The following is an 11834-nucleotide window of genomic DNA, read 5'->3' as shown; positions in this document are numbered from 1 at the left end:
TCAATGCCGGCCCAGCGGGCCAACTACGGGCCTTACGCCCCTCTGACGATGCGGGAATCTGGACCTTGCGACTTCGAATTGGGGTTGCGAGGGAGATTCTGTGCTCCGCTCTTTGGCGCAATTAGTTGGGGTTGCTTGGGTTGCTTCGAATGGTTGAGCAAGCTGCTCCACCTACAGGCCTTACGCCCCTCTCGCAATGCGGGGACTTCGGACATGGTGGCTTTTGATCGGCGTCGCGAGGGAAATGGTCGGCTCCGCTCTTTGGTGCAATTGGTTGGCGTTGCTTGGGTTGCTTCGAATGGTTGAGCAAGCTGCTCAACCTACAGGCCTTGTGCCGCTTACGGTCATGCGGGCTCATCGAAGCAGTGTCGGCTTCGGCTGATCCTAGGGTCAAAAAGCGAAGCGACCGATCCTCCCGTGCAGGAAACGCCAATCCGATCAACCCACCGATTTGGAAGTGCTTATGAACATTCCGCAACGGTTTCTCGGGGCCGCACGACTTCGCCGGGCCTGGCCTCAACGGTCGAGGCGGAAGGAGATGCCCACCGTGGCGAACCAATCGTCCGCCTCGTCGGAAATGCCGAAACCACCGGCGGCATCTACCTGGACCAACGGTGACAGTGCCACCGTGATCCCGGTATCGATACTGTTGCTGGGTCCTCCGGGGGCGCTGGCCGGGACGTCGCCGAAGGCCTCGATGAAGGCTCCTACGCGGTCGCTCACGCCGATGCCGAGGACCATGGAATATTGGACGGTGGCCAGGGTGTGCTCGTCGATGCCGTCGTCGGTGCGCAGGCTCGACCAACCCAGGTTGTAGCCGAGGCCCAATCGGTCGCTGAGCGTGCTGGAAAACGCCAGACGAACCGCCGGTTCGAATTCGTCACTGCCGAATCCATCCTCCGCGGTGGTCAGATTGGTGCCCGCCACGATCGCCATTTGCGGACGACGACCGCGCTCGTCGAAGAGCTTCCACTTCACGCCGAGGCTCGTGTCGCCGGCACCGGAGTCGGAATTGCCGCCGAATGCGTCGGTTTCCACGTCGATCACGCCGTCCCAGCCGATGCGCAACTCCAGGTTCGGGTTCAGGCCGTAGCGGATCAAGGTCTGGGGGAAGGCCGTCGTCTCGAATTCGATGCCGGGATCCGACTCGCTACGGGCGACACCCATCTCGAATTGCCAGGACCCGACCGGGACCACTTCGGCGGATTCGGACTGATCGGGTCGGTCCGTAACCAGCTCGGGCGTTTGGAAAAGAAGCAGGGACATCAAAACAAGCATGGAAATTCTCCGCGGGAAAACATGGATTTTTGCCGAACGGTAGGCTCGATTTCGGAGAGACTATGAAAGGGGGTGTCGATCGAAATAGGCATTGTGCACGATTGCATCCACCCCGATTCGCACACTTTGGGTCATAGCTTGCAACGTACTCGATTCATATCGCTTTAGAACCAGACGGCACCACGGACCCTATGGCTATATACCATGTGTCGAGACCTAAAGCGTATCAAAATTTCCCGATTCCCGTGCCGCTGGAAAAAGGAATCGGTTGGAAATGTGCTCATCGGAAAAGTCACCTTGTGACCGGGAATTTCGAGGAAAGGTTGTTCGCGGCGAGCTCCCGCATTCGGGTTTTGCCCCTTATTTGCTATCTTTACATTTGCCCCCTCCAGGCTTTTGGTGGAGCGAGGCTCGATGGAGGATTCGTGACCGGAAAAAAATCCCACTTTCTGGATTCGTTGAACAAGGTAAGACAGAAAAGTAGCGACCGCATGAATCGCAAAGTGCTGGCATGGGAAAAGCTACTGGAGATTTGCCGGCGGATTTCCTCTCTGGACCTGGACCAGGTGTTGGGCCTCATTTTGGAACACATGATCGAGCTGACCGGCACCCAGCGAGGCCTGCTGATGCTGTGTGATCGACAGGGCGGACTGAAACTGGTGCGCGCCGCCAACATGGCCGAAAATCAGGACTTCCACATCAGTCGCTCGATCGCGAGACAGGCGATCGCCGAAGGCACCATGATGGTCGTGGAGGACGTGCCGACCTCGGGGGTCCGCAACCGCCACAGCGTCATGGATCTGGGGCTGACCGCGGTGTTGGCGGTACCGCTCACCGCCCGCGATCGCGTGATTGGCGTGATGTACGTGGATACCGACGCGGTCGATCACGGGCTCCATCAACTGGATCGCGGTTTGTGTGACGCCTTCGCCGCCCAGGCCGCGATCGCGATCGAAAACGCCCAGCTACACCAGAAGCTCAAACAGGATTATCTCTTTTTGAAAGAACCGCTCGACGAGGCCGACCGGTTCGACATGATCGTCTACCAGAGTCGCGGCATGCAGCGGGTGCGCCTCGCCATCGAAAAGGTGTTGGACAACCCGATCACCGTGCTGGTTCAGGGGGAATCGGGCACCGGGAAAGAGCTGGTCGCGCACGCGATCCACTACCAGGGCAATCGCAAGGACAAGCGATTCGTCGCCCAAAATACCGGTGCCCTGCCCGACACCCTGTTGGAGAGCGAGTTGTTCGGCCATCGCCGCGGCGCCTTTTCCGGCGCCACGTCCGACAAGGTCGGACTGTTCGAGATCGCCGACGGCGGCACCGTGTTTCTCGACGAAATCGGCGAAGCCTCGCCGGCCATGCAGGTGCGACTCCTGCGGCTGCTGGAGACGGGTACCTTTCGCCGGGTCGGCGAGACGCGCGATCGCCAGACCGATGCCCGCATCATCGCGGCCACCCACCGCGATCTGGCCGCCGAGGTGAAAAAGGGTAACTTCCGCGAGGATCTCTTTTATCGCTTGAGCGTGTTCCCGATTCACCTGCCGCCCCTTCGCGATCGGCGCGAGGATATCCCGCTGCTGGTCAATCATTTCGTGGAGGAGTTCAACCGCAAACTCCACAAGGGCATCCACCTGATTCCGCGCAACGTGATGGAAATGCTCTCGGAACGCGAGTGGAAGGGCAACATCCGTGAGCTGAAAAACTTCCTCTACCGCATGATGGTGCTGTCGCCGGGGCAGAAGCTGCTGTACGAGGCCGAATGGTTCGAGGGCGGCATGGACGACGCCAGCGAGGCCGAGGACGAACCCTCGGAGACCGCGAGCTTCAAGACCCTGCACGAAGTGGAGAGCGACTACATTCGCTACGTTCTGAAAAAGGTGCGGGGCAATCAGAGCGAAGCGGCGCGCATCCTGGGCATGAAACGAACCACCTTGCTGGCGCGCATGAAGAAACACGGCATCGCTTGATGGGGGCCGAACGAGCCCGGGACGAGCCTCAACGCCCCTTGATGGTGCGCGCCAGCGGCCAGGCCTTGGGCTTCTCGGTTTCCTGTTCCGCCAACTCGGCTTCGACCATGCGGATCCGTTTTTCGATGCGTGGATAGGTGGGGCGTAACTTGGCGACGATGCGATAGTGGTTTGCCGCTTCGCGCAAATCGCCGTCCTGGGCCAGCAGCGTCGCGTATTGGTAGTGCAGTTCCGGATTGTTGGGATCCAGGTCCAACACCTTGCGGATCACGGGCTTGGCGGCGGCGTAATTCTCGATGGCGCCGTAGCTCTTGGCGATGCCCAGGTAGCCGGGCACCTTTTCGGGCGCCGCTTCCACCAACTTGCGATAGGTGCGCAAGGCCTCCTTGTGGTTGGCCTGGTCCAGATGGATGTTGCCGAGCATCTCCAACGCCGGTTCCACCTTGGCATTGCGTTCCAGCAGCCATTCCAGTTCCTCGATCGCATCGTTGATGCGGTTGGCCTTGAGATGGAGTTCGGCGACCTTCAACAACGCCACGTAGTTTTGCGGATTGATGCGCGTCAGCAACCGCAGGTGCTGCAGGTATTCGTCCGAATCGCGCTCCACGTAAGCGTCCATGTATTGGTTCATGCGCGTGACGGACTCGGTGTTCTTGCCGGCGATCGAGAGCACCAGCGCCAGGTTGAACAGCGCTTCCCGATAATTGGCGCTGTAGTTCAGTGCCTGTTCCAGGTGCTCGATCGCCTTTTCGATGTGGTCCTGACGCGCGACCATGATCCAGGCCAGATTGTAGTAGGTCTCCGCGCTCTTTCTGCGACGCAGCATCTCTTCCAGGCAGCGTTCCGAGGCCGGGAAGTCGCGTCGCACGAAGTGAAGTTCCGACAGGCGTTGGTAGACGGCGTGCTGCTCGTTGCCGGTGGCCAGGGCCCGCTCGTAGAATTCGATCGCCCTGTCCATTTCGTTGCGGTTGGCGTGGACCTCGGCCAGATTGACCAGGCTCCAGAAATGCTTGGGGCTGCGGTTGAGCGACTCCTGGAACCAGGAGATGGCCTCGTCGTTTTCCTCCAGGTGCATCAACAACAGCGCCAGGTTGTAGTAGCCGCGGTGGTAGTGCGGTCGGGCTTCGATGGCCAGACGAATGTGGGATTCGGCCTCTTCCAGGTTTTGGCGCTGTAGGTAGAGGGCGGCCAGGTTGGTATGGGCCGGCTCGTGGGCCGGTTCCAAATCCAGGCACTCGCGGTAGGCGGCCTCGGCCTCGATGAACATGCCGATACTGTGGGCGCGCAACCCCTCGTTGTAGTGGCGTTCCGCCTGGCGCCACTCCTTGTGACGCATATGGCGGTAGATCAGCCGCATGCCTTCGAAAAACGTCTTGAAGGGGTGCATGGTGAAGGTCAGGCGCTTGGGGGGATCCAATTGGATCTGGCTGAAATGGAAAGGCGCCAGATGTTGCTCGACCTCCGTCATGACTCGGTCCTGGGGCTGAATTTGTGAAGCGCGCGAATCAGCTCCACTTCACCCACCTGCATGCCCTTCTTGCGCGCGATCGCCACCGGAGCCTCGCCCTCGGCCAGCATGCGCACCACCTCCTTGACCAGCGGTGACTGGTAGGAGGATAGGACTTGGTCTCCCGCTTCGCTCGGCTTCGCCTCATCGGGGGAGACCTCGTCCCGCGGGGGCGGGGCGGGTCGAGACGTGAATTGCGCCTCCAGTTTCGCCCGCAGCAAGCGTTGCTCCTCCGTCAGCTTTTCCTGATCCTGCGCCAGGCGTTCGAGGTTCGATCGGGCGCCGTCGCGCCACTGCTGGAATTCGCGCCACTGCTCGGCGTTCAACGGCGGCAGCGGACGCTTCTCGAGCTGGGCGAGCTCCCGTTCGTACTGATCCAGCTTCTGTTGGAGGCGGTACACCATTTCGTCACGTGTCTGTAATTGCCCGCGAAGCCAACGCCAGAGGACCAGCAACAGGCCGATTTGAAGGAGCACGGCGATCCCGCCGATCAACACGGATTGCCATCCCAAATCAGCCACCCCTGGCCTGGCGTACCAATTCACGAGCCTTGTCGATTTCGTCGTCCATTTCAAACAGAAGTCGTTCGAAATCCAGGTTCTTTTGGGTGAAGGTCGCGAGGAGTATTTTCCAACAGGGTTCCTCGTCGAAGATGATGTCGACGTTCTGATCGCCGTAAACGGCGTAGAGGCGAACCTTGGTGATGTAGTCCGAGAACTGGAGAATGGCCGCGAAGACGTGGTCATCGGCCCTGTGACAGCGATGGTGGTAATGGATGGATTCGGTAACCTGCTGGGGGAGTTTCCACTTCCGCGTCAAACAGCCTCCGATTTCCGCATGGGAGAATCCCAATACCTTTTGCTCCGCATCGTACATCGAGCAATGGTCGCTGTCGATCACCTCGATGATGCGGCTCATGTCCTCCGGATAGAAACACTGAATGATGACCTTGCCCACGTCGTGGAGCAGGCCGGCGAGGTAGACGTTGCTGCCCTCCGCATACTTGAAGCGGTTGCTCAGGCTCTGGGCGATCGTGGCCACCGCCAGGCTGTGGTTCCAGAAATCCGAGAGCTTGATGTGGGAGCCCGGCGGCTCGACGAAATGATTCACCGAGACCATCGTGACCACCAGGTTGCGGATCTGCTTCAGGCCCAGCAGGACCACGGCCTGACGGACGCTGGTGACCTCGCGGCGCAAGGCGTAGTAACCGGAATTGATGATGTTGAGGATGTTGGCGGTGATGGTCGGATCCATTTGGATCAGGTCGGCGATCTTGGCGATGTTGGGGTTGGGATCATCGGTGAGCGAAATGATGCGCTGCGCGATCTCCGGTAGCACCGGCAAATCGCGAATGCCTTCCACATATGCTTCGACTTGACCCATGTTCCGCCCCCTGCGGCCCTGTGTCCCCGCGGAGATGCAAAGCCTAAGTTTGGATGTGTTGAGGATGGTGTCGTGTTCAGAGTGTGACGGTGATCGTGAGCGGCGTGTGGGCCTCGCGGGTAGGGGCGATGGGTTGGGTGATCCGGGGTTCGCTCGGATTGGGCCGGATGACGACCCAATCCCAGGGATCCTGGCGGGCCGTGACTCAGAAGCTGTTGATGAGGGCCCGGTCCTTTTCCATTTTTTCGGTGATGATTTCGCGCCAGCGCAGCAGGCGAGGCAGGTCGATCTTCAGGATCGCCGGGATCTCACCCAATTCCTGCTCTTCCATGGGCGTCGCCTGACCGACACCCAAGCCCAGGTCGAGACAGTAGTGGGTGGCCAAGCTGATGATGGCCGTTTGGACGCGGTGTTCCTGGGGGGCGTTTTCGGGTGCCAGGTAGTGACGAATGGATTCCGCGAGACTTTCGCTGAGGTTCCACTGCTTGACGATGCAGTAACCCAACTCGGCGTGGTCGAAGCCCAGGTAGTCTTGCTCCAGCAGGTGGATCGGTCTCGATTCGTTGTAGGAAGCGACCATGATTTCGCTGTATTTCTGGGGGAGTTTGGCGTTGAGCACGGTTTTGCCCAGGTTGTGCATCAGGCCACCGATAAATGCCTCTTCCTTGTCCATACCGCGGAATTGCTCGGCCAGGCCGCGCGCGATCAAGGCCGAACCGATCGAGTTCTCCCAGATCAGTTTCTCCTTGAATCCCGTATTGGGTGCGCCCTTCTTGGTGTAGAGCTTTTTACCCGCGGCGGCCAACACGATGGATCGAATGGTATTGAAACCCAGGATCATGATGGCGTGGGTCAGGGTTTTGACTTCGCGTTTCAGGCCGAACATGGCTGAATTGGATATTTTCAAGATCTGGGCGGTCATGCCCTGATCCGTGATGATCGCCTCTTGGAGGTCCTTGGCAGAGGTTTCGGGATCGGAGACCAAGGTCATGACCTTGGTGGCCACGTGGGGCAAGGTCGGCAGGTCGCCGGTCTTTTTGACAATATCCTCGGGTGTTATCGGCATCCAGGCTCTCCTAAACTGATTTTAGATAGGCAAGTGCGCGTGAAAAGTGTTCCAGCTTAAAGTCACGGTTAATATTGTGCAGGCTCTCGGAATGTCCGATGAGCAAAAAGCTTTGATTGTTGAGGCAATCGAAAAAATTCTTGATGATCTGGCGCTTGACCTTGAGATCGAAATAGATGAGGACATTGCGGCAAAAGATGATGTCCATACTGCGAAACTTGATATAGCTCTTGTAATCGACGAGGTTGAACTGGCTCAACTGCACCATGTTGCGAACCTGGCTGGCGATTCCGAACTCGTTGCCCTTGGGTTCAAAATAACTTTTTTTATAGTTGGGTGGCAAGTTGCGCATGGTGTAGGCCTGGTAGGTGGCTTCCTTGGCCTTGGCGAGGATTTCGACGCTGATGTCGCTGCCGTAGACGCGGGGAATCAGGCCGCGCAGGAGATCCTTCTTTTCCAACAGCACCATGGCCAGGGTGTAGGGTTCCTCGCCCGAGGAACAGGCCGAGGACCAGATCTTGAGCGTGCGTTGCCCGCGTGCGCGAATCGATTCGACGACCTTGGGGAGGATGTGATCGGCAAAGGCGTCGATCTGCGGCGGGTTGCGGTAGAAGGAGGTCTCGTTGGTCGTCACGGCGTCGAAAAGATGGTTCATTTCGTCCGCGTTGGCGGGGCTCTTGATATGGCGGAGGTAATCTTGGTAGCGCGTCATTCCCAGGGATTTGAGTCGTTTCGAAACCCGGTTCTCGATGAAGTAGAGTTTGGCGTCGGAAAAAAACAGACCGCTGCGTTCGTAGACGAATTCGCGAATCGCCTTGTAATCGTCGTTACGCAGTTTTTCGACGGTTTGCATGGTGACTTCCTGAGAGGGTCCGCTCATTTCATGAGTGACGACGCGTGTAGAGAAATGGAACGGGTGGTTTGCTGTGCTGTGATTGTCGGCTGATTTCTAGAAAATATCATACTCTAACCAATTTGCCGATGTCCCCCTAGGATTTTCCAGCGGAATCGCTGCCAGCTCGAGGGGCGCTCGCCCCAGCCCTTCAGGCGGCCGCGCAAGTTCGCCCTGGGTAGGTCGAAAGCGCGTGCGCAGAGAATGACAAAGCGTAGGAAGGAAAGGCGATAGCGCGTCAAGCCCAATTTGAAGGCCGAGCGGCCCATGCGGTTCAGGCAGGCGCACAGGAAGCTGTCCGCATCGCCCTCGAAAGGGCGTGCCCGGTCGAAGTCGATCAGCCAGATGCGGCTGTCGGCCCAGAGCCAGTTGTTGAGGTTGAGATCGCTGTGGAAGATGCCGGCTCGGTAGAGCCGAGCCAGGGTGTCGGCGGCCATGGCCAGTTGGTCGCGGGTCGGCGGACCCTGCCCGAGCAGGCGGGGCACGGTGACGGCGTCTTCCAGAAAGGCGCTGAAATAGGAGAAGTGGAACAGTCCCGGGACCGCGCTCGCACGTCGCTCCCAGCCCACCGGCTCGGGGGTGGGCACGCCGGCCTCGAAGGCACGCTGGTGGTGGGCGTACTCCCGTCGCGCGCGATCGCCCGGCAGGAAGTGATTCGGCAGGATCAGGCGACGAAGGCCGCCGTGCCGGTAGGGACGGGCCACGACCTTCCCGCGTGGATGTTCGATCAGCGCGACCTGGCCGCGACCGCCGTCGGTGGTCAGCGGCCGGCGCGGCAGGCGGGCCCAATCGGGATGTTGCCAAGAAGGGGAGAGGAATAACATCGCGGGTTCACTCGTGGTTCATTGGGGGCGACGCACAAACGACAAAAGGGAACGCCACTGCGAAACCGCCGTGGCGTTCCCTCCCGATGATCAGATGGCGAAATCAGGTGAAGGCGCTGATTCCGGTAATCGCCTGACCCACGATGAGACGGTGGATGTCGTGCGTCCCTTCGTAGGTTTTCACGGTTTCCAGGTTCACCATGTGGCGAATCACCGGATATTCGTCCGTGATTCCGTTGGCGCCGTGCAGATCGCGTGCGGAGCGCGCGATTTCCAAGGCGGCGTTGACGTTGTTCATCTTCGCCAGGGATACCTGATGGAAGGTGTAGGTGCCCTCGTCCTTCATGCGGCCCAGGTGCAGCGACAACAGTTGACCCTTGACGATTTCGTTCAACATGTCGGTCAGTTTGACCTGAACCAACTGGAAGCTACCCAGCGGTTTGTCGAACTGGATCCGGGTCTTGGCGTATTCCACCGAGGAATCGTAGCAGGCCATGGCTGCACCCAGCGCACCCCAGGAGATGCCGTAACGCGCCTGGGTCAGGCAGCCCAGCGGGCCTTTCAGACCTTCCACGTTGGGCAGGCGGTGATCGTCGGGAACCACCACGTCGTCCAAAACCAGTTCCGAGGTGATGCTGGCGCGCAGGGAGAACTTGCCTTTCATTTCCGGCGCGCTGAAGCCCGGCGTCTTGGTGTCGACGATGAAGCCGCGGACGATGCCTTCCTCGTCCTTGGCCCACACGATGGCGATGTCGGACACGCTGCCGTTGGTGATCCACATCTTGGCGCCGTTGAGGATCCACTTGTCGCCGTCGCGCTTGGCGCGGGTCTTCATGCCGCCGGGATCGGAGCCGTGGTCCGGCTCGGTGAGCCCGAAGCAGCCGATCATTTCGCCCTTGGCGAGCTTGGGCAGGTAACGGTCCTTCTGCGCTTCGCTGCCGTAGGCCAGGATCGGGTACATGACCAATGCGCCCTGAACCGAGACGAAGGAACGCAGTCCGGAATCACCGCGCTCCAGCTCCTGCATGATCAGGCCGTAGGCCACGTTGTTGAGGCCCGCGCAGTCGTAACCGTCGATATTGGCGCCGAAGACGCCGAGTTCGGCGAGTTCGGGAACCAAGTCCATCGGAAACGTGGCGTCGCGGTTGTGTTGGTTGATGACGGGCATGAAACGCTTCTCGACCCATTGGCGTACGCTTTCGCGCACCTGGATCTCATCTTCGTTCAACAGGCTGTCGATGCCGAAGAAATCGTTGGTATTTACCCCTTTTTTCATGGGAACTCCTTCCAAAGTGATCGGGTGCCACGGTCGTCGCATCCCGAGGTGAGCGCCGGAGAATCAGAATGTATTGAGTGGATCGGAAGGCACTTCGGCCGTGATTTCGCCCGGATCCTGGCCCTCCTCCTTGATGCGTTCCCAGCGCGCTAACTTATCCTGAACGAAAGGCATGTACTCGCTTTCCGCGTAATTACGTGCCAGGTTCTGATAATAAAAGATGGCTTCCTTGAACTTTTCCCGACGCCACAGCGTCTCGGCGAGGAAGAAATAAGTTTTTTCGGGATCGTATTGCCCTTCGTAGTTGTTGATGATGCCCTTCAGACGCGATTCGGCCGATTTCTCGAAGCCCCGTCCGCGTCGGAAATAGTAGTAGCCCACCGTGAACTCGTGCTCGGCCAGCCGCAGCAGGCAGAGATCGATCTTTTCCTTGGCCTTGCCGGCGTAGGGGCTGTTCGGGTGGCGGTCGATCAGGTTCTTGAACTCGGTGTAGGCCGTGAAGGTACTGGTCTGGTCGCGGTCGGCGTTTTCGATTTCGGTGAAAAAGCACATGGCGTACTGGTACTGGGCGTAATCGGCTTTCTTGTGGGTGGGGAAGTGGGTCAGGAACGACTTGTACTCCACCGAGGCCTCGATGTAGGTGGCCATCTTGTCAAAAAAGTAACTGTCGGCGATCGCCAGTTTCACGTCCGGGAACACGCTGCTGTCGGGCGCGTGGGCTTCGATGACCCGCAGCCAGCGGCGGGCGTCGACGAATTTGCGTTTTTGGAACAGGGTCGTGGCCCGATTGAATAACTCGTCCGTGGTCACGTCGCCGCGCACCAGTCGATTGGCGAGCTTTTCCTTTTTCTTGGGTCCGCTACAGGCCGTGGAAAGCAGCACCGCCAAGATGAGCAGGGCGGGAACGAACCACCGTAGGGGGCGCGCCGCCTCGAGAGATACGGCCGAGTCGATTCGGGACTCACTCATGGGTTGCCTCCACCAGGTTGAGAAGTTGGGCGACCGCCGCGGCGGGGTCGGGACGCGAGAACACCGCGGAACCCGCAACCGCCACCGAAACGCCGGCGCGATATAATTCTGCGATATTCGCCGGGCCAACGCCACCATCAACCTCGATAAACGGCTTGTTTTTTGAGCGCTCGATGAGATCGCCCAGTTGGGCCAGGCGATCGAAGGTGGACGGAATGAAGGATTGACCGCCGAAACCGGGGTTCACACTCATCAACAGCACGAAATCGACGTGCTCGATCATGGCTTCCAACGCGGCGATCGGCGTGCCGGGGTTGATCGCGATGCCCGCCTTGCAGCCCGCATCCTTGATCTGCTGGCACACGCGGTGGGCGTGGATCGCGGCCTCGATGTGATAGGAAATCCAATGGGCGCCGGCCGCCGCGAAAGGGGCGACGAAGTTCTCGGGGTTCGTGACCATCAGATGAACGTCCAGAATGGCGTTCGTTTTTCCCGAGAGTGCCTTGGTGATACCGGGACCCATGGTGAGATTGGGAACGAAGTGACCGTCCATGATGTCGATGTGCAGAACTTCCGCACCGGCTTCGACGACCGGGGTCACCGCTCTTTCGAGGTTCCAGTAATCGGCTGAGAGTAGCGAGGGGGCCAGTTTGAACATGAGCGCGATTC

At 59.4% G+C, this 11834-nt stretch carries 11 protein-coding genes; 1 reads left to right on the top strand and 10 read right to left on the bottom strand.

Features of this window, described 5'->3' with window-relative positions:
• Positions 1 to 516: 516 nt before the first annotated feature.
• Complete coding sequence (locus J3U87_RS07075; protein WP_237382334.1) at positions 517 to 1278, bottom strand: transporter; 762 nt, start codon at positions 1276 to 1278, stop codon at positions 517 to 519.
• Between the two features lie 425 nt (positions 1279 to 1703).
• On the opposite strand from J3U87_RS07075, the gene J3U87_RS07070 reads away from it, so the two are divergent.
• The gene (locus J3U87_RS07070) at positions 1704 to 3248 is read left to right on the top strand and encodes a sigma-54-dependent Fis family transcriptional regulator (protein WP_237382333.1); all 1545 of its coding nucleotides are present in this window, start codon (positions 1704 to 1706) and stop codon (positions 3246 to 3248) included.
• A gap of 28 nt (positions 3249 to 3276) precedes the next feature.
• Here the strand turns inward: J3U87_RS07070 and J3U87_RS07065 are convergent, their stop codons facing one another.
• The 9 genes from J3U87_RS07065 to rpe form a co-directional block, all read right to left on the bottom strand.
• Positions 3277 to 4716, bottom strand: coding sequence for a tetratricopeptide repeat protein (locus J3U87_RS07065; protein WP_237382332.1), 1440 nt, complete (start codon positions 4714 to 4716; stop codon positions 3277 to 3279).
• Positions 4713 to 5267, bottom strand: coding sequence for a hypothetical protein (locus tag J3U87_RS07060; RefSeq protein WP_237382331.1), 555 nt, complete (start codon positions 5265 to 5267; stop codon positions 4713 to 4715). The genes J3U87_RS07065 and J3U87_RS07060 overlap by 4 nt, the downstream gene beginning before the upstream one ends.
• 1 nt (position 5268) lies before the next feature.
• Positions 5269 to 6138, bottom strand: a complete 870-nt coding sequence (locus J3U87_RS07055; RefSeq protein ID WP_237382330.1) for an HDOD domain-containing protein — start codon at positions 6136 to 6138, stop codon at positions 5269 to 5271.
• A gap of 205 nt (positions 6139 to 6343) precedes the next feature.
• On the bottom strand, positions 6344 to 7204 hold the full coding sequence (locus J3U87_RS07050) for an HDOD domain-containing protein (RefSeq protein ID WP_237382329.1): 861 nt from the start codon (positions 7202 to 7204) through the stop codon (positions 6344 to 6346).
• Positions 7205 to 7214: 10 nt separating this feature from the next.
• Positions 7215 to 8057 (bottom strand): CheR family methyltransferase, encoded by an 843-nt coding sequence (locus tag J3U87_RS07045; protein WP_237382328.1) that lies wholly within the window; start codon positions 8055 to 8057, stop codon positions 7215 to 7217.
• A gap of 113 nt (positions 8058 to 8170) precedes the next feature.
• Positions 8171 to 8920, bottom strand: a complete 750-nt coding sequence (locus J3U87_RS07040; protein ID WP_237382327.1) for a lipopolysaccharide kinase InaA family protein — start codon at positions 8918 to 8920, stop codon at positions 8171 to 8173.
• Between the two features lie 103 nt (positions 8921 to 9023).
• Positions 9024 to 10196 carry an acyl-CoA dehydrogenase family protein gene (locus J3U87_RS07035; RefSeq protein ID WP_237382326.1) on the bottom strand — a complete coding sequence of 391 codons (1173 nt, stop codon included), beginning with the start codon at positions 10194 to 10196 and terminating at the stop codon, positions 9024 to 9026.
• A 63-nt stretch (positions 10197 to 10259) separates the two neighbouring features.
• Positions 10260 to 11165 (bottom strand): outer membrane protein assembly factor BamD, encoded by a 906-nt coding sequence (locus tag J3U87_RS07030; protein WP_237382325.1) that lies wholly within the window; start codon positions 11163 to 11165, stop codon positions 10260 to 10262.
• Positions 11158 to 11823: a ribulose-phosphate 3-epimerase gene (rpe, locus tag J3U87_RS07025; protein ID WP_237382324.1), complete on the bottom strand. Its 666-nt coding sequence runs from the start codon at positions 11821 to 11823 to the stop codon at positions 11158 to 11160. The genes J3U87_RS07030 and rpe overlap by 8 nt, the downstream gene beginning before the upstream one ends.
• Between the last annotated feature and the right edge of the window lie 11 nt (positions 11824 to 11834).

The sequence above is a fragment of the Sulfidibacter corallicola genome (assembly GCF_017498545.1).
Lineage (GTDB): Bacteria > Acidobacteriota > Holophagae > Acanthopleuribacterales > Acanthopleuribacteraceae > Sulfidibacter > Sulfidibacter corallicola.
The sequence above is the reverse complement of the archived record's forward strand: the minus strand, read 5'-3'. Positions and strand labels throughout refer to the sequence as shown.

Coding starts and splice junctions, on each gene's coding strand:
- J3U87_RS07075 (WP_237382334.1), bottom strand. CDS start 1,278: ATGCTTGTTTTGATGTCCCTGCTTCTTTTCCAAACGCCCGAGCTGGTT.
- J3U87_RS07065 (WP_237382332.1), bottom strand. CDS start 4,716: ATGACGGAGGTCGAGCAACATCTGGCGCCTTTCCATTTCAGCCAGATC.
- J3U87_RS07055 (WP_237382330.1), bottom strand. CDS start 6,138: ATGGGTCAAGTCGAAGCATATGTGGAAGGCATTCGCGATTTGCCGGTG.
- J3U87_RS07050 (WP_237382329.1), bottom strand. CDS start 7,204: ATGCCGATAACACCCGAGGATATTGTCAAAAAGACCGGCGACCTGCCG.
- J3U87_RS07045 (WP_237382328.1), bottom strand. CDS start 8,057: ATGCAAACCGTCGAAAAACTGCGTAACGACGATTACAAGGCGATTCGC.
- J3U87_RS07040 (WP_237382327.1), bottom strand. CDS start 8,920: ATGTTATTCCTCTCCCCTTCTTGGCAACATCCCGATTGGGCCCGCCTG.
- J3U87_RS07035 (WP_237382326.1), bottom strand. CDS start 10,196: ATGAAAAAAGGGGTAAATACCAACGATTTCTTCGGCATCGACAGCCTG.
- J3U87_RS07030 (WP_237382325.1), bottom strand. CDS start 11,165: ATGAGTGAGTCCCGAATCGACTCGGCCGTATCTCTCGAGGCGGCGCGC.
- rpe (WP_237382324.1), bottom strand. CDS start 11,823: ATGTTCAAACTGGCCCCCTCGCTACTCTCAGCCGATTACTGGAACCTC.